The organism is Imperialibacter sp. EC-SDR9 (assembly GCF_902498805.1).
Lineage (GTDB): Bacteria > Bacteroidota > Bacteroidia > Cytophagales > Cyclobacteriaceae > Imperialibacter.
Window position 1 is genome coordinate 67,816 of record NZ_LR701587.1, and the last position, 18,704, is coordinate 86,519.

The 18,704-nt window shown below is 47.0% G+C and carries 14 protein-coding genes; 4 read left to right on the top strand and 10 right to left on the bottom strand.

Features of this window, described 5'->3' with window-relative positions; translation table 11 throughout:
- Positions 1-89 precede the first annotated feature (89 nt).
- The 9 genes from GC130_RS15470 to GC130_RS15505 form a co-directional block, all read right to left on the bottom strand.
- Positions 90-980, bottom strand: a complete 891-nt coding sequence (locus GC130_RS15470; RefSeq protein WP_151999238.1) for a hypothetical protein — start codon at positions 978-980, stop codon at positions 90-92.
- Positions 977-2,149 (bottom strand): AAA family ATPase, encoded by a 1,173-nt coding sequence (locus GC130_RS15475; RefSeq protein ID WP_151999239.1) that lies wholly within the window; start codon positions 2,147-2,149, stop codon positions 977-979. Before GC130_RS15475 ends, GC130_RS15470 begins: the two co-directional genes overlap by 4 nt.
- 98 nt (positions 2,150-2,247) lie before the next feature.
- Positions 2,248-5,115: a hypothetical protein gene (locus GC130_RS15480; RefSeq protein WP_151999240.1), complete on the bottom strand. Its 2,868-nt coding sequence runs from the start codon at positions 5,113-5,115 to the stop codon at positions 2,248-2,250.
- A gap of 68 nt (positions 5,116-5,183) precedes the next feature.
- Positions 5,184-5,672, bottom strand: a complete 489-nt coding sequence (locus GC130_RS15485; RefSeq protein WP_151999241.1) for a hypothetical protein — start codon at positions 5,670-5,672, stop codon at positions 5,184-5,186.
- Between the two features lie 11 nt (positions 5,673-5,683).
- Positions 5,684-5,848, bottom strand: coding sequence for a hypothetical protein (locus GC130_RS28625; RefSeq protein WP_193217876.1), 165 nt, complete (start codon positions 5,846-5,848; stop codon positions 5,684-5,686).
- Positions 5,845-6,930: a DUF6544 family protein gene (locus tag GC130_RS15490; protein ID WP_151999242.1), complete on the bottom strand. Its 1,086-nt coding sequence runs from the start codon at positions 6,928-6,930 to the stop codon at positions 5,845-5,847. The genes GC130_RS28625 and GC130_RS15490 overlap by 4 nt, the downstream gene beginning before the upstream one ends.
- Positions 6,931-7,332: 402 nt before the next feature.
- Positions 7,333-7,899: a hypothetical protein gene (locus GC130_RS15495; protein ID WP_151999243.1), complete on the bottom strand. Its 567-nt coding sequence runs from the start codon at positions 7,897-7,899 to the stop codon at positions 7,333-7,335.
- 45 nt (positions 7,900-7,944) lie between these two features.
- Positions 7,945-10,887, bottom strand: coding sequence for a DEAD/DEAH box helicase (locus GC130_RS15500; protein WP_151999244.1), 2,943 nt, complete (start codon positions 10,885-10,887; stop codon positions 7,945-7,947).
- Positions 10,888-10,964: 77 nt separating this feature from the next.
- Positions 10,965-13,409 carry an outer membrane beta-barrel protein gene (locus tag GC130_RS15505; RefSeq protein WP_151999245.1) on the bottom strand — a complete coding sequence of 815 codons (2,445 nt, stop codon included), beginning with the start codon at positions 13,407-13,409 and terminating at the stop codon, positions 10,965-10,967.
- A gap of 548 nt (positions 13,410-13,957) precedes the next feature.
- Between GC130_RS15505 and GC130_RS15510 the strand changes: the two genes are divergently transcribed.
- The 4 genes from GC130_RS15510 to GC130_RS15525 all read left to right on the top strand — a co-directional run bounded on the left by GC130_RS15510 (position 13,958) and on the right by GC130_RS15525 (position 17,655).
- Positions 13,958-15,058 carry a sensor histidine kinase gene (locus tag GC130_RS15510; protein WP_226940511.1) on the top strand — a complete coding sequence of 367 codons (1,101 nt, stop codon included), beginning with the start codon at positions 13,958-13,960 and terminating at the stop codon, positions 15,056-15,058.
- Between the two features lie 16 nt (positions 15,059-15,074).
- A complete protein-coding gene (locus tag GC130_RS15515; protein WP_151999247.1) occupies positions 15,075-15,809 on the top strand; it encodes a LytTR family DNA-binding domain-containing protein in 735 nt (244 codons plus the stop codon).
- 126 nt (positions 15,810-15,935) lie between these two features.
- Positions 15,936-16,880 (top strand): hypothetical protein, encoded by a 945-nt coding sequence (locus GC130_RS15520; RefSeq protein WP_151999248.1) that lies wholly within the window; start codon positions 15,936-15,938, stop codon positions 16,878-16,880.
- Positions 16,881-16,896: 16 nt separating this feature from the next.
- Complete coding sequence (locus tag GC130_RS15525; RefSeq protein WP_151999249.1) at positions 16,897-17,655, top strand: prolyl oligopeptidase family serine peptidase; 759 nt, start codon at positions 16,897-16,899, stop codon at positions 17,653-17,655.
- A 14-nt stretch (positions 17,656-17,669) separates the two neighbouring features.
- Here the strand turns inward: GC130_RS15525 and GC130_RS15530 are convergent, their stop codons facing one another.
- Positions 17,670-18,599: a hypothetical protein gene (locus GC130_RS15530; RefSeq protein WP_151999250.1), complete on the bottom strand. Its 930-nt coding sequence runs from the start codon at positions 18,597-18,599 to the stop codon at positions 17,670-17,672.
- Positions 18,600-18,704 lie beyond the last annotated feature (105 nt).

Below are 18,704 nucleotides of genomic sequence, written 5' to 3' on the forward strand. Positions count from 1 at the left end.
GTGGCCGTCTACGATCAGACTTCCAATTACAACAGTTAGCTTATTTCAATTCGGTTATCTGGAACGCTTTCTCACTGTGGGGCCAAAGACTAAAGTTGATAGGTAATAAGAAACTCGTCGAAGGCATTGTTTGTAAATGTCTTTTGAATAGTAGTAGCCAACAACGGTGTTATAACAAGGCCGAAATTATTGAATGCAAAAATGCTGAGAAGTGAGAATGGCTTCTCGGGATTGCAGTTGTCTTTCATTTCCTGGAAAACTTGATGTAGTGCCGCATTTAGGTGAGGCTCAGACTGATCTATCATAAAGTATACAGTAAAAGCATCGTTTATTCTAACAACGATTCTATCAACTATGCTTTGCCTTCGATACTTCAAGTTGTCTCGATTCAAGTTGCAAATTGAGATAGTGTTTGATCCTCTTTTGATTGGATCGACACCTTTTATTTTCCCCTTATTGTCAAATGAAAAGCAATTTTCTGGCCTATCTATGTCAGGGTGCAGTAAATACGGCTGCTCACCAAGAAGGTATTGTGAGTCGGCTCTACACGACGTTTTTTCAAGAGAGCCGCTGTCGAAGATTGGCAAATGAACCCGGTGTCCGATTACAGGGAATTTATTTCCTTTGCCGCCTTCCGTGTTACAGTATCTGCATGATGGAATCAAATTAGTCCATTCATAACACAACCAGTAATAGCCAGGGTGGCTCTTGACGCCAGTGACGCTTTTCTTCGGTCGGTAATGCTCAATTTCGGGTTTAAATTCGATTGACTCGCAATACACGCATTTGTTGTAATAGATTTTCTTTAGCAAATCCCTTACGATGTAAGTCTTTTTTCCATTTATTGTTTGCGTAGCATTGTAAATACTAGTGGAAATTTTTTCTGAATTGCCAGTTCTGGCAATTTCTTCCCACTCATTATTGGCGTTTGTTAGTGGAAGAGGGGGTTGGTATAAAAACCTTCTTCGGTTACCTATCATTTATTCTTTTCAGATAACGATTTTAGTAAATCTTCCTCCAGAGAAGAGCCTTTGAACTTTTTGAGCCTTTTTTGAAGCTCTTTGTTAACAACAATTTCATTGAAGGAGTCTTCCGTTCGTATTCTTGATTTTCCAGTATGAGAGGTTGGGAATATATCCTGAAGACCAAAAATTGGAGATGTTAGGATGGCGTTAGGCAAAAAGTCTTTCATCTGGCTTTCAAACTCTTCTAGTCTTTCAAGCGTAATTCCGTCGGAGGTGTTCCTATTAACTTTCAAGAAAACACTTCCAACTGGTGCCCCCAAGAGCGGAATCGGACTGTGTGTGGATGATATAAACTGTATGCCTGGAAATATCTTAGTTAAAAGACTAGGAAGTTTTTTTTGCCATTTAGGGTGGAAATGAAGGTCAAGCTCATCAATTATCACGATTCCCTTAAGCTCCGATGGTGTGTGTACTTCAGGCTGACGTTTGAAGAGCTTTAATACCATATCTCCAACCATGGAAATAATACTCCGGTAGCCAGAGGCCAATTCCTGTAAGGACATTTTCTCGTAAGGATTTCCTTCATTGTCTTGTTCAATATATAAGACCTTGTCAGTTTTGAAATCAACCTCAATGTCTTTCAGTCCCAACAGATCAATAAGTAGTTTTTTGACGGAAGTATATTTTGCCTTGAATTCAGAATCTTCTTGTTTGGAATACCACCTAGTGAATTGGTATTCAATATTTTCTAAAAGTGACTGTGAAGAATAAAGGCTAATTGTGGGTGATGATTTTACGTGAGAGCTTTCGATATATGTGTCAAGCCGTGAAGATCCATAGCATGCTAGATATCTGAAATCGGCAGACGACCATCTTTCTTTAGAAAGAAATAAATTTCCAGATATATTTTCGTTCGCAATCCCCCACTTCTCCGAGGATCCAAAAAGCTCAGATTCAATAGAGAACTCAATTTGATTGATCTTAAAAGAGGAAATATGCTCTTCCCATCCCGCAAGTGAAGAAGCAATTGCCTGTAAAATGGAAGTTTTCCCAAAACCGTTTTCTCCAGTAAGGAAAATCCAAGGTGCACCTTCTGGAAGGCCATCAAGACTAATTTCCTTAATTCCCTTGAAGTTTTGGAAGTGGATTTTCTTAAGTGAATATTTCCTTTGCGTTTCTATCATACCTATTGCTAAGATAACACAAGATTTGTTAACTGTGATGATGTTGATTACAGAGAACAGCCTTTATTGCTCAATTATGTTCTTTTTAAAACCATTTTCTATTTTATCAAATACCACACATACCCATTCGCCGGGACATCCACTTCCAACCTGATGCCATACTCCCTGTCGAGATCATAAGTCTTGGCCACTCCATCCCTTTCGCTGACAACCGCCTTTTGTGACAAGCCTGTATAATACAAAGGCACATAAATCTCTTTCTTGACGGGCACGTCCAATGGATTGTAAACCGACAGCAGCCCTTTTTCCTCACCACCTGGGTTCACATTCAGCCAGTAGTCGATGTCCCGTCCATCGGGCCGCCGCATGTGGATAATGTCTCCCTCCAGCACACTGCGATGCGCTTTGTACCAGTCCACCCAGCCTTTTACCATGACTTTGGTTTCCTCCGTGTCATAGAGCCTGGGGCCACGGTAGCAGGCTTGCACGCCGCCGCCAAGGTTGCTGGTGATCATGCCCTCATAATGATCAAGGTGTTCATTCATCGGTTCGATGGTGGCAGCGGCTCCACCGCCATGGTACTCCGTCAGCGGCACAAACATCCAGCCCATCGCTGACTGCTTGGTCCATGAACCGTCGTAAATGTTTTGTCGGGTGTGGACGAGCTGCTGAGCACGGGGAAGGCTCCAGTTGACCTCCCGGTAGCCCATCCCCAATTTGTTAGACCCGGCGAGGTAATAATAGTCGGGCACATTGAGATAAATGCCCTGGCTGCGGCACCATTGGTAGAACTCAGAGATCACCTGGTATTGGTTCCATTGCGAATCCTCGTAGCCACGATGGCCAGGATGATCGTGAGAAGTGCAGACATCGCCAGGATAGGAGCCGTCGTGCTCCAACAAGGTGAACCCGGTTTGCTGGTAGAAGTTGTAGAGTTTTTGGAAGTAGGCCTCTCCCCACTCACTGCCAATGCAGGGGGAGTTACCAAAGGTCGGTGTCATTCCCTCAGGCATCACCACATCTTGCCCGTTGCCGATTTTTCTGGAAGCGAGCAGAGAATAGCCGCCAATTTCCACGCCTTTACTTTTGGCATAGTCGGCATACTTTTTCATTTCGGCCAGGTATTCCGGGCTGTTGTTTTCAATATCGAAGCCGCTGCCGAACGTCAGGATCACCATTTCAAACCCGACCTCAGCTGCCTGATCAATAGCCACTTTCACCCGATCCCAGTCTGCAAAGCGGGCGTGCATCATCAGAGGATTCTCTGTCGTCCATGGCGCCAGTGTCCGGTACATTTTTCGCTGTGCAAGGCCTTTTCGCTCTCTGTCGTAACTGTCGAACGGCATAACGAAGGTGCGGAAAGAAGTGAAGCTCTTGCCTGGTGCGATCAACTGACCTGGCCCGACTTCCGGACTCACCTTCAACAGGCAGGGCGTCAGCTTGAGGTAGTTGACCTGGGTATTATATTCCTGATCGGGGCCCCAGTGCACCACATGATGGTTGGCATCGTCCGCATCGAAGCTGGCAAAGGCCATGTCTGTTTCCACATGGATATTGGGTGTATGTGGTAGGTATTTTCGTGCTTCGACTGCTGAGCCATCCTCCACAGCAGCAATAATTTCGCTGGTGAACCGATCCAGCGTGACTGCGGATTTGGATTGATTGTCAATGGTGATCCATTTCGCCATCACGGGAATGCCGTCGTAGAGCTCGTAGTGTACCGATACTTTGATGGCCTGGCTGGCTTCTTTTGGGGCAGCGTCAGTAGCCGTTTGGTTGTAGTCGCCGTAGGCAGCAAAGTGGGTGACATGCAGTCTCACCAACTCTCCTAAGTCATCTTTATTGTCTGTTGCCTGCCCTTTGGCATCCATCTTTCCAATTCGGACGCTTGTAGGTTTTCCCTTTTGCGGTGCCAGCTTCTCTACCAATCGCCACGTTTCGTTGGGAAGTTTGGCTTCACAATAGATACCCGACATATCCCATCTGATGCGCAAGCTGACTGCACCGCTAAACTCAGGGTTGACTCTTTCGCCAGCCGTCTTGGTCTGTTTCTCACCATCCCAAACAGAGAATAGTGACCTTCCCTGGTCGTTAACATGACCGCCGGGTGTCAAAGAAAATTTAATAATTCGGTCAGGGTAAATCAGGGCCAGACCGGGTGCCCAGTCACCACTTTGGTCTGTACCCGGGTCAATCGTTGTCTCCACCAGACGCACATCTCCCGTGAGACTTCGTTCTACAGCAACACCGGTGTTCTGCGGTGTGTAGATTTCGCCGACTTTTCCTTCGTTGATAAAAGAGCTTCTGGAGTGAGCCTTCGAAACAGTCGTTTTCCATGCTGCATCCAGCGCTTTGAAATCAGTTGCCATCAATTGCTTTCTACCATAGTCGCTGGGCAACGACTTTCCCGATTGAACCAGCTCCTCAGGTAAGGGCATGCGGTAATCCATTCGGAGATGCACGCCTTTCGGAGGCCAGTCGAGGTTTGCCGCATGATGTCGGAACTGCTTCCATTCAAAAGGTGCTTTGGGCTCGCTTACCTCATAGCCGGTAAATTGCAGAGAAGCTTGATCATTGGTCAGCTGGTCGATCCATTCCGTGCGCAGGTAAGCATAGTTTGGCTGACCTTTGAGGCCACCCACTGTGTAGGGAATGCCGTCAATGGTGATTTCAGCCTCTGGTTTTACGCCTCGCAGAAGGCTCTCGCCTGTCATCAGGTTGTCGAGGCCTACCGTGGCTGCGTTGGGAGCCAGGCGAAAGGTTCGCCGGATGAGGCCGTTGGAAAGAGCGATTTCTTTCGGCGACTGCCCCTGATATATTTCTGCTTTGAAAGCTGAATTGTCCAGCAGCCAGTCTGCGGCCGGTTTGGGTGGGTGAGGAGGCTCTGTCAGGAGGTGGGATTGTGCAGCTGCCGGAGCGAGGGAGATACATGCAAGAACTAAGAAGGCGAGGCGACCAATGAGCATAAACAGGCGTTGTTTTTTGCACTTAAATTACACAATCTACCTCCTTAAACAGCAAAGCTTCAATTTTTTCAACCGCTATTTGGAGAAGTGCCCGGAGACCGAAATTTCCAGAGATAATCCAAATTATCCTTTTTCAGAATAAACCAAGCAGATAAAGATACGGTGACAGAGAATGGAAAGGCTGAGTAGATGCCAAATGGTGCAATACATGCGAGAAACAAGATGATGCCTGAACTTGCCAACTTTATCCACCAGTTGTTAAGTAGCATGCCGATAGCAATCATTGCCTGACCAATAGCGATAATGCTGACAACTGCAGTAATGTGTTGACTGAACCATCCTGTGATGAAAACCTTGTAACACTCCAACACAGATGGTTCTGCGTACATCAGGTAGGCTTCCGGAGTAGTGTGACAGGTAAAGTAATTGAACCAGCTTGCCCCGGCAAATAATAAAACGAATAGCAATCGGGCCAGTTTGGGCCATTTTATCGCCACTAGCAAGAAGAACAAGCCCACGACATTTGAAATAGTGTAAGCTATGTAAATTGCTTCCATGGGGATTTAAGTTATTTAACTTCAATCCCCTTTCGTTTCATCTCTTCGGCCAGCCTGGCGGGGAAGCCACGGCAGGGGCAGTTTTTAATATGTTCGAGATGCCATGCCGCCCGCTGTTCAAATGTTGGTTTTGTTGGCATTGGGTTGGCGAGGTGCCATTGTTTGTTGAGCTTCATCGCTTTGTTGGGTTATATTCTACATTGATGGTGCGAAAGTTTCCATAGCAAAACTCTTTGTTGGGATACTGGTAAACCGCATCAGCATAAGCTGCCACTCTGTGACCATTAAAATCCTGATAGTCTTTCAATGGCGTTGACCATTGTCGCCTTTCCATAGAGCCATCCTCCTCACGGGCATACCGATCGTCGGATATGAAGTTGATCAGTTGTCCATCTTCATTAAAATACAGCCATGCGGAAACGGTGATATCGTCAGTGGTGAAAGACGCCTGAACATGGTTTCCCTTAACTGCCAGCCATTTTACCCGGCTGTCGATAAGTGTGGCTGGTGCCATCACGCACATATCATTGAAGAAGGTAACTGTTTCGGAAACGCCCATTTCCCATCCTGTTTCATAGGCCACCCTGATCATTGATATCAGACGGATATCCATGAAAGCCTCACCGTTTGTATACCGATGATAGCCGGCCACAGGCAGGTGCTTCATGGTGGCATTTAAAAAAAACAAACGAGTTGGCGTGTTCATAAAATTTGTTTGTTCCGAGTGGAATGACATCCAATCAGCTGTATCACTTTCCCTCAGCACACCTTCGAACGCTACTTTGAAATGAGTCACCTTAGGTTTTCCAATTGCCCCGGAATACCTGATATATTTTTGAACCGGCAAGGGTAGGCCCTCAATGTCAGTGTTGCTCAAGGTCTCTTGGGGTGCTGGTGTTAACGAGGCCATACCTTCCTTTATGTCTCTTTTATATTGATCTTCGAAATTTGATGCAGCAAGGCTCAAGAATAACCAGGGTAGAATCACCACATTCACAATGGTTCCATACTTCGCATCTTTCCAGTATTTGAAGATTAGAATTTGAGAGAAAAAAACAGACGTCATACCAAATACCCACCAGTAGAGCCAGTTTGAGAAGAGTAACCCAGAGGTAACTGACCACATGACCGCCATCGCCAGCCAGAAGACACCTGGCGACTTGACGAAATTGGAAGAGACAGCAGGTGTATTGACCCTGAAGCCAGCAAGATGAATGGCTCCATGAAGCAAGATGATTATCGCCAGAAAGTATCTCATAGTCTCTGTCTCTTTTACTAAAACTAGTAGCCTTGGAAATGTAAGACCATGACGAGCGACATGAAATGACAATGATTGTGGTCAGTGTAAAACGGGAAGGACTTGGCACTATTCTTCTAAGTCTTAAGTCTCACTTTGTTTCCAATATACTTCCTCTCACCAAAAATCTTCCGTTTATGGTGAAAGGCATTCCCTTTCCATTTAAAATAGTTCTGAGGTAAGTGCTAACCAGCCCCTGCCTTGCTGAGCCCATAGGAGCAAGATAGCCAATCCGAAGGCAAGGGTATTTAACAACCAAATCAGCATGTTGCGGTGCCAGCGAAATACCACAAGGGAAATGAGAATTGTTGGTGCTACTAAATAGAAGAGCCCTGTTAGCAGCATGGCGTCATTGGTAATGGTCTAAATTTTCTTTTCGCAAAATATCTTCCAGGTTGGATATGAAAACGATTCGCTCTTGTCCACCCATTCCCCCACCCAGTTATATCCTTTGTCGCTGATGTCAGAAAAAGTCAGCCTATAGAAGCCTGGATTGCCCTGGGGCGATGGCTGCTCACTATACAAAATGATTTTATCTTCTTTTCTGTTGCCGTACCAGGCACGCAATGAGGGAGTGGCGACGGTGGAGTAGTAATGAACATTCCATCTGGCACTGTCGGTGCTATACTGCCTGATGCTACCGGAATGAAGCCCGTCTGCTTTAATGGTTTCGTCCTGCACGGCCAGTCCATTCATGATGTATTTAAACACCCAGGTCATCTGAACTGTGTCGGCCCAGGTGTTTTGATCAATGCGGCTGACTGACTTACAATCGCACGATCCAATTAATTCTTTAAAGTCCCTGATTTCTTTCGGAGCCTTAGGATCCGGTAACCCATAAGGATTTGCGGCTGTTGGGAGATAGTCAAATTGCTGCGCCTGCAATTGAAAGCCGCCAATCGATAAAGCGATGAGTAAGAGTTTTTTCATGCTCCAAACAAGGCAGAATTGTGGGAACCACGATGTTTAATGCAGTTAAGGGCTGGGATTTTGCAGTAAGCCAAGCCAGTCTCCCTTCGTCATCGACTGAAGGAAGCCATTGCCTTCCTTCACCAGATCGCTGGCTAGCTTTGCTTTGGTTTGTTGCAACTGCTGTATTTTCTCTTCCACGGTGTTTCTGCAAATCAGCCGAATCGCAATTACCCGTTTGTCCTGCCCAATGCGGTAGCTGCGGTCAATGGCCTGGTCTTCTACTGCCGGGTTCCACCACGGGTCGACCAGAAACACATAGTCGGCTTCGGTGAGGTTGAGGCCGGTGCCGCCTGCTTTCAGGCTGATCAGAAATACCCTTGCATGTACGTCGTTCTGAAACTGGCTTACCACTTCCTCCCGGTTGGTCGTGCTGCCTGTGAGCATGGTGTAGCCAATGTGCTCTTTGGCAAGTTCTTTCTCGATCAGGTTCAACATCGAAACAAACTGCGAGAACACCAGCACCTTATGGTCACCTGTGATATTGCGGAGCTGTTCCATTAGCGTGTCAATTTTCGCTGAACTGTCTCCATATTCTTTTTCCTCGCCAAGCAGCAAAGGCGAGTTACAAATCTGACGAAGCTGGGTAATGCCTCTGAGGGCGTACATGGGTGTTTTCAGCAACTGTTCATTGTTGGTTGATTCAATCAGATCCCGAAGTTCTTTCTCACGGGCATCGTAGGTTTTTCGTTGCTCGGCTTCCATGTCGCAGTAGAGTACCATTTCTGTTTTTTCAGGTAGCTCTGTTGCCACTTCTTTCTTAGTCCGGCGGAGTATGAAAGGGCTGATGCGCTGCTGTAAGTCGAGAATGCTGTGTTTATGCTGGAATTTGTCGATGGCCATGGCATAGGTGTTGCGAAAGTAGGTGCGGGAGCCAAGCAGCCCTGGGCAAGCAAACGATAATTGGGCGTACAAATCGAAGCTGTGGTTTTCGAGTGGTGTGCCTGTAAGAATGACCCTGTTTTTTGACTTCAGCATGCGGGCGGCCTTGTTGCGCTGCGAAGCCAGGTTCTTAATGTTGTGCGACTCATCGAGAAAGGCGTAGTGAAACTGGTACTTTCTCAGGTAGGTAATGTCATTGACGAGCGTATGGTAAGTGGTGATGACGAGGTCATAGTCTTTGAATTTTGGAATTATCCGAAGCCGGTGAGGGCCATGGAACGAGACGGTTTTCAGGGTGGGGGCAAAGCGCTCGATTTCATTGTGCCAGTTGTGAATCACCGAGGTAGGGGCCACAAGAATATGGGTGGAGGAGCCATGCTTTTCTTTCAAAGCCAGGATAAAGGCAATGATCTGGATGGTTTTTCCCAGCCCCATGTCGTCAGCCAGGCAACCACCGAAGTTGAACTCATCGAGGACATTGAGCCACGTCAGACCCTGAAGCTGATAGGGTCTTAATGTGGCTTTGAGAGCAGTTGAAGGCTTTGCCGGCGTGATCTTGCCAATGCTTGAGAGCTTCTGCCGGTAGCCGCTTACTTCCTGCTGGGTTTCTTCGTCCAGCATAAACCTTTCAAAAAGCTGATTAACAGATTCGAAGTTGATTTTTGGCACCTGCACCACGTCGTCGACAATGGTACCTGCCGCAAAGTAGCCTTCGAACTTTTGCAGCCATTCTTCGGGAATCACCCCTAGTGTCCCGTCGCCCAGCGTTACGTATCGGTTCTGGTTCTTTACGGCCTTGTGGATTTGCTTGAGTGATGCTTTCTTTCTGCCAAACTTTGCTTCTATCCGGGCATTGAACCAATTGAGTCCGCTGCTGACCTGTATTGAAATATTGACTGGCTCGGGGTTGACGTCGATCCCTTTGAGCTGGCTGAAGCCAAGCACTTCCAGCCCTTCCGCCTTCCATTCTTCGTAGGCCTTCAGAAACCAGCCGTTTTGTACAAACCTGGTTTTGTGTATGTAAAAATAGAGTAGGGGATTGTTTACCTGCTCTTTAAAATGCGGGTGCTGTCGGATGAGGCGGGAAAGAAACGCCTCTTCCATTTCAGTGTCCCGCTCCAGCATTGCGGGCTCTCCCTTTAAATCTTCGATGTAGATTTGTTTGGTGGTAAGCACCGGTATTTCAGTCTTTCCATATCTTACCACGGGGTCAATCACAATATAGTCGCCGAAGTCGGACAGGTAGATCAGCCGGGTGGACTGGCTCTCATCTTCCGTCGTTGCCCTGGCTGTTTCCATGTATTCGTGCACTACCTCAACGTGGTTTTCCATTTGAGAGAGCACATCTTTCTGAAAGCGAACAAACTCTCCATGAGGCAGGCGCAGACCGTCTTCGTATTTCCTGAAGTACGACAGCACTTTTAAGGCGTCAGTTTTTTCTGCCATCAACCACTGCTCGTCAATAGTGACGAACCTATCGAACCTAACAGCCACCCTGGCAGCCGGAGTGAAGGCTCCTTCGATATACACCTCGGCTCTTACGTGGTAGACATCATTTTCCATCGAAATCCTGACCAGCACCCGGACGTCGGCTTCACGTAAAGCGATTTTGGACACTGACTTAGCACTCACCTTTTCCGAAACCGAAGCATCGTGCTGGTAAAAGGAGTAGTGCAGGGGATTGCTCACGATGGCCCGGATGGCTTCAAGGTCAGTGAGGGTGGGCTCATAAAATGCCTGAAAACGGGCAATGGCCGCATAAAACCTGAGTACTTCCGGATTTTGCGATTGCCACATGCTGTCAAGTGGATTGAGCACAGTGAGCGGATTTTTCAGCTCTCTGTTCTGGGTGAGGCCACCACGCACCAGCTGCGCACTGAACAGGTTGTAGTACCTGTGAGAACCCAGCACGACGATGGTTTTAGAGCCGCTAGTTTCCCCGGTGCCCGACTGCTCCGCCGACAGGTACTTGTCGAGAGCAACCCCGCCGGGCCTGCTTTCCCCCTTGAAGTCTTCAAAGGGTTTGCTGCTCGTTGCAACCTTATTTTCGTCTGGCTTTTTTTCCATGTGCTCTTGGGCACACAATATGCCACAACGGCCGGAAAAATGCTCAATGCTTTAGTTAAAGTTTTGTTGCGAACAGCTTACCTTCTTATCCGGTTTCGTTCTTCGTCAGCGCTGGTGTTTCTTTGCCGCAACCCGGCATCACCACCAAACGACCAGGTGTAAGTGACTTTAACAATCCGTTTCCAGGCAGATTCTGATCGATACAGCACAACGCTCGTGAGATCATAAGCCTCCCTTGTGATGGCACCAAAACCTGATCTTATTTTCATCGTTTTCAGCAAGTCGGTAACACTTAGCTGGAGAGTGCTATTGTTGTCAAATGCTTTGCTTAAACCCAGATTGAGCATTCCGAACCCCGCAACCTTTTTTGAGCCATCGTAGGATTGGGCGTTGTACCAGCCCGAAAGCTCGACAGCATAACCCCGCTTGAGGGAGAAGGTTTGTGAGCCATTGACCGACCACGTGGCATAAGTTTTAACCAGCTTTTCGTCGGTGTGGAGCAACTGAAATTTACGCCAGCCTCCCAGCATGGTGAGGTTGGTAGTCCACCAATCGGCTATTTTAAACGGCAGCGTGGCCTGAAAGGTCATATTGTCCTGATAAGAAAGGTTTACTGGCTGCACGAACATGAGATCCCTTTGGGTGTTTTCCAGCAGTTGATACCTGGCGATAGGGAATTCGTCGTGGCTCAGTAATGCTGAAAAAGTGTATCCCTGGTAGACAACCCCTGCCTTCAGGTTGGTTGTAATTGTTGGGCGAAGTGCCGGATTGCCTGTGAAAACTGAGGACGGGTCGTTGTAGCGCAGGCTGGAGGCCAGGTCGTTGTACGAAGGGCGGCTGATCCTTTTGTTGAACGAGAGCTGCACCTCGGTATCATGGCCAAGGTGTCTGGAATAGAAGAAGGTGGGGAAGAATTTGCTTATTTTCCTGCGAACCCTGTTTTCTTCACGGTCGGCGTCAATACGGGTGTCTGAATATTCGTATCTGAGCCCAGCTTGCAGCGAGTTGGCTTCATTTGGTTGCCAATGAAACGACAAGTAGATAGCCCCGATGGTTTCTTTCATATCGATACAGTTGGCTTGCTGGGCGGTATCCTGCAGCGCATCCTCTCTCAGCGTTTCAATGGACGAATTGCTGGTATTGTAGGTATGGGTAGCCTTTGCTCCTCCTTCCAGTTTGAAGGTAGAATTGAATTGATTTGTATAATCTGTTTTGGCGACAACAACCTCTATAGGAGTACTCGAACGGCCTTTTTGCTGAGAAGAGAATGCTGCCGCTGGAGGGATTACCTCTATGCCCGCACTGTCGTAAAAGACGGCGGAAGCGTCAATAGGAGAATTGTTTCGGTAGGCAAGGTAATCCAGGTCGGCGTTTAGCTTTTGCCGATCCGACAATTCCTTTTCCAGAAATAGATTGGCGACTGTGCTCTCCCAATTATTTTTGCTTACTGCCCTTAGCTGCATTCGGATGATTGAATCTGGCAATAAGCGGTAGGTTGCTTCGTTCGACGTGTTGAAGGTTGATTTACTGTTGTTGTAGGCAATGTTTCCTCTGAGAGTGGTCGTGCCCAGGTGGGTGTCAAAACCTCCGGTCAGGTTGTGATTGTTGTCAAGCCGGTCGCTGGAACTGAGAAAGTCTACGGCCAGTTTACCGCCAATAGCTGGCATGTTTTGTCCTCCGGTGGCGAACCAATTGCTATGCGAGTTGTCGTGCGAGAAGGTGTAATTGCCGTAAAAATTGGTGCGGCCTGTTCCGTGAGACAGGTCCAGGGTGCTAGTGGCTTTTTCCGCCCATCCATACCCGGCCGTAGCCGAAACTGAGCCGTGGGTTCCCACAGTACTGTTTTTCTTCAAAACGATATTGATAATGCCGGCGTTACCCTCTGCGTCGTAGCGGGCTGGTGGGCTGGTGATAAGCTCAATCTTTTCAATATTGTTGGCGCTCATGCCATTCAGCATTTGAACGACTTGGGCGACCGGTAACCTCATCAGCTTGCCATTGAGCATGATGGTGACGCCGCTTTTTCCGTAAAAGGAAATGTTGTTATCCCGCCGGTCTACTATCACACCCGGCGACCGTTCCAGTACCTGAAGAGCCGAGCTACCTTTTGTCATGATACTGCTCTCAACATTCACAATTGTTCGATCCGTTTCCTGCTGATAAAGTGGTTTTTCGGCTCTGACAACAACATATTCAAGCTGAACATCGTCGGTTAACAACGTGATGGCGCCGAGGTTGAGAGCTTCTCGGTTGCCAATGTCAATCGGCTGAGTTTCGAGTGTTTTAAATCCCACGGCGCTGAAGCGGAGAAAGTATTGCCCTCGGGGTATGCCACCTACATTGAATTTTCCAGACTCATCGGACACCGCTCCCTTGATCAGGCTGGAGTCAGCGGTGTGGAGCAGCAATACGTTAGCAAAGGGAATTCCTTCCTCATTCGCATCAATTAGTTTACCGGAAAGCTGACAAAATGCTGTGACCGAAATGTGCAGCGCCACGGCAGTGGCAATCATTTTTTTCATAAACACCCTTGATATTTGTTTGACCTGCCTGCAAACAAATGAGGGGATGTGGTGTGTTAAAATTTACTTGCCAAGAGGTTGGCTATTTTTGACGTCATGTCGATAGTGGCTGTTTTGTTGCGGGAGAGAGCAAAAAGTGCAGGACGTCAATTTTTTGTAACATGTTGTCAAGTATTCAAGGCTGCTTAGGTAGTAGCGAGGTCATTCAGGCGATTTTTACGTAATTTAACGTGGGTTCGTTCGATATAAAAATGTAGCAAAACATCACCAAAGGGCGTCATTGCGGAAATTTTCTTCAGATATTTTTCTCATCTGAAGAAAATTATCCGCAATCTCCGCCTCAAAACATTTGAGATTCCGGGCTGCCCGCCTGGGATAAATATTAGCCCATTTTTATTTTAGGCCAATATTTTCCGGAATGACGACATTTTTATATCGAACTCACGTTAATTTAGTTGTAACTCTGATCCTTAACCTTCCATATTCAAAGTCAGTTGTTAGCCGATCAATCAAAATACGCCTGGTTCTTCAAGTACAAAATCTACCATTTGCCCTTTTGGTTCGCTTACCACTGTGCATGGTGGACATTGCTCACGGGCAGTGTGCAGGATGTTGCTCATAGTATTTTGTATGCTCCTTTTGGAGTAAAGTTTTCCTTTTACGTCATTTTTCAGGCGATTGCGGTTTATTTTAACCTGTATTTTCTGATGCCTCGTTACTTTGAAAAGGGGAGGTATGCCGTCTATTTCGTTTCGCTGGCGGTCACGGTGGTGCTGGCGGCGATGGCTGTTAATTTTGGGTATTTTGTCAATGCGTGGGCGTACGACACCACGGTGCAGAAGCTGTTCAATATAGAATCGACGGATCCCTTTTACTTCTTCAAAAGAAACACCATGCCCTCGACAGTTGCCAGCACCACCCTGGGCATGAGTGTGAAGCTTGCCAAAAACTGGATCAGAGACAAAAGGAGGCAACAAGAGCTTGAAAAGGAGAAGCTGGAAACAGAATTGAAGTTTCTCAAATCACAGTTCAATCCTCATTTCCTGTTCAATACGATCAACTCCATTTTTGTACTGATCAAAAAGAACCCTGATGTGGCGTCGGAGTCGTTGGCTAAGTTTTCAGAGCTTTTGCGTTATCAGCTTTACGAATGCAATGAGCATAGGATACCGTTGGGGCAGGAGCTTGCCTACCTCGACAACTTTATTGAACTGGCCAGGCTTAGGCTTGATGTCGGGAAATTCGACTTGCAGCTTGACTTTGAAAGGGACCTCGGAGGAAATGCCATGATTGCTCCTTTCGTGCTGATGCCCTTTGTTGAAAATGCGTTCAAGCATGTAAGTCAACAAGAGGGCCGTCCCAACTGGATTCGCATGCAGCTTTCACTGAGTGATTACCTTCTCAACTTCAGCATTGCTAACAGTGTGGAGCCCGAGCAGGCCAGGGCCAAGGAGGCGGTATCTTTTGGCGGATTGGGATTGAAAAATGTGCAAAGGCGGCTTGATCTTGTTTACCCCGACAGCTACAGTTTGAGCATCGATAAAGGGAATGATGAGTTCAAAGTGTCGTTGAAGATAGATCTGACTGCGGAGCTTGTAGAGAAAACAGAAACGGTGCTGCCAGGTAAGCTTGTAGCAGCTATTGGTTAGGTTAATAACAAAAAGGATGACGCCTCTCAAATGTGTGGTTATTGACGATGAGCCTCTTGCCAGGGAATGTATTACCGGGTATGTGAACCAGGTGGATTTTATGGACCTCGCCGGTGAAGGGAACAACCCGCTTGAGCTCGACAAAATGATGAGCGCCCATAAAATCGATCTGGTGTTTCTGGATATACAGACGCCTGTTATCAACGGTATCGATTTTCTGAAAATGGCCAAAAACCCTCCCATGGTAGTTATCACCACGGCGTACCCCAGCTACGCCCTTGATGGTTATCAACTCGATGTGCTCGACTACCTGCTTAAGCCGATTACCTTCGGTAGATTTTTTAAAGCGGCTACGAAAGCGAAGGAACACCAGCTGCTCCGGGGCAAACCAGCGGTGCCCGAGGGTGGCATTGCCGTCCAGAGCCCCGATCATTTTTTTATCAAATGTGACAGTAAGTTCGAGCGCATTTACTTCGACGACATTCTTTATGTGCAAGCCCTTCAGAACTATGTGACCATTTTTACGACCAAGGGTAAATTCATCACGCTGCTGTACCTCAAGAACGTCGAGGAAAACCTTGATAGGCAGTCCTTTCTCAGGGTTCACAAGTCCTTTATCGTCTCTATTCCCAAAATTCAATCCATCGAAAACAACGAAATCATTATTGACAACTTCCGAATTCCCATCAGTCGCAATTACCGGGAGCAGGTGCTCGAAAGGGTGGTAAATGACAAGCTTTGGAAAAAATAAAAACGGCATGTAACCAAATTGCTGCCTGTCATATAGCTGACACTGCACGTCGTCAATCTAATTTCTTCATTATTGGCGACCAGGCTACCTTCAATGCATTCAAAACGATGCGTAGACAGTTATCCAATGAAAAAGACTACATTCTCTTACCTGTTATTGTCGGCCGCTCTGTTTGCCTCTTGTTCGAACCGTCAGGGAGTTGAGGATACACCGAAGACCAGCAAAGAACAGATCCAGTCCCTGACAAGCGAAATGGTTAAAGCGGAGATTACCGATAATCTGCATGCCTTTCTTTTATTTTATAATTCTGACGCTATTTCGATGCCCGAATATCAGCCTACGCTCGATGGTCTGCATCAAATCGAAGCATTTTATTCTATAATATTTCGTCGACAGGACATCGTTTCCTTTACCAAGACCACCGAAGAGATTTTCGATATAGACAATCTTATAATTGAAATAGGGTTGCTGGACAAATCATACAGGGCAGCGGTGACGGATACAATAATTAATCAGCATGGAAAATACTGGCATGTATGGCAAAGGCAACCGGACGGCAGCTTGAAAATTGAGGGGGAAGCGTTTGGCTTTTTTCATCACGTAGCCAATCCAGAGCCGCTCACGGTCACCTTCGAAGAAGTGGAATGGAACCAACAACACAATGGAACGAGACTGGGCGTAGAGTATCCCTTCGAACTCCGGGCTTATAATTCAATGATGGAAAAGGGAGTGCAAACCCGTGACGGCGAATTCAGATCCAATTACTTTACTGAAGATGGCTCTTTCAAGCCCTTTGCTGAACCGACCGTTACGGGAATGGCAGAAATCAAGCCTTATCTGATTGCCTACAGCGGAAGAGGGCAGGTGAAAATCGATTCGGTGGCAGTATTTACTTACGACTCCCGCTACCTCGATGGCTATGTACTCGAGTATGACATGTTTCGGGTACGGTGGACCAACAACGATATGCAGGGCCGAACGGAAGGCAAAGGGATTCGGCTTTGGAGGCGCATGGACGATCACTCGCTGCGGCTGTTTAGAGAAATAGGCACTCACAACTATCTGAGATAACTCAAATTTAACGTCAATGAAGAAGCCATTCAAATCAATATACCACTTTTGCTGCGTCAGCTTCCTTATCTGCCTGGTTACTTCGGCATTCCACGAAGCTGCCGCCCAACATCCTTCCGAAAAATATAAAAACTACGGAGAAGGTTATTTCAATGACCTCAGATACGGATTCTTTATACCAGCCAATTACGAATCGCAAAAGCGCTATCCTTTACTGGTGTATCTGCACGGTGCCAACGACACTGTTTCCAGAGACAGTAAATGGTACCAGCCTGCGATTCAAAACAAGCAACCCATGTTTGTGCTCACTCCCAAATGCACGGTAGCTGACCAGGGCTGGGGCAATACCTGGACTGAGGGGCATACCGAGGCCACTGCCAAAACCCTGGCGCTGATAGACTCTCTTATCAAAGTTTATCCAATAGATGTGAATCGCCTCTATATCTATGGTATTTCCATGGGTGGATTTGGCACCCTCTCAGTTCTCCAAAAAGAGCCGGGCAAGTTTGCCGCCGCCTATGTGGTTTGTGGGGGTGGTAGTGAGGAGGCCGTTAGCAACTTGCTGGATATCCCCTTGTGGATTTTCCATGGCGAAGAAGACGATATTGTCTTGATGCGGTACTCAAAGCAAGTGTACGATGAAATCGTAAAGCTGGGGGGAAAGAATGCAAGGTTTACCAGCTATCCTGGTGTGAAGCACAATAGCTGGGAAAACGTTGATAAAGAGGAGGCATTACCTGGATGGCTGTTGTCGCAAAGGAAAGGAAGTCGCTAGATGTTGAAGCTTACTTAGTTTTCCGACCAACCGGAGCTTGCGGCAACAAGAATGTCACCAAAAGTAGCCAGCTCTGTTACCGGGAATTTTTCGGGCAGTCCATTATTCGAAGGCTTCCAGCCAAGGAGGCTGTCTTTAACATAAGCGCCATCCCATTGCCCTAGAACCGCCGTGTTATCCATTTCTACCAGGCTGAAGGAGTACAAGCCCTTTGGTAGCCCCACCTGGGCGCTCAGCCACGAGTTGCCTTTGTCGGGCGATACAAATAACTCGTTGTAGGCAAGGGCGTAAATGTTGGTTCCAGCTGCGCTTATGTTGTGCAGGGAGCGGTCCTTCATCACTTTTCTCCATAATCCCTCTTTTTTATCGGCTTTGTAGATTCCCCGATTGGTGCCAATGTAAAAGTCACTGCCTAACTCTTTCATGGCATTGACTTGTAACATTTTCTCGCCATACACCAGCCCCCAACTATTTGTGATTTCGTTCAGAACAAACAGCCCTTCGTTGGTGCCTGCATAGAGTCTGTTTTCAACAGCCAAAAGCCTTCGGATGGTCAAACTGCTCAAGCCATTGTTGATGCGAGTCCATGTGTTTCCTTTGTCTGTGGAAACAAAAACTCCTTCATACTGGCTGCCAGCGAATATTTTCCCACGCAAAAAATAGAGGGCATCGATGCTGGCTGTTGAAGACGGGGTTGCCGGAAGCGGATACCACTGTTCGTTTTGGAAGTCAAAAAAGAAAATACCCTTCTGCTTTGTCGACACACCAAGAAGGTTGTCTCCAGTAGCAATATCTGTGATTCCCAGGTCGCTGGGTATACCTTTGCTAGTGTTTCTCCAGGTAGCTCCTTTGTCTGTAGAAAAGTAGATGATGCCTTTGTTGTCGTCGTCAGGTTGTACAGACATGGCAAAAAAGAAGAGTACTATCGCTATGATTGCAGGCACTGGTTTTCGTGTTTTTTCTCTATGCCCAAAATTATTATAAGTAACAGGACCAATGCAGCATCATGTGTAAAAACAGTGTAAACGGATTGTAAATTAACTGACAGC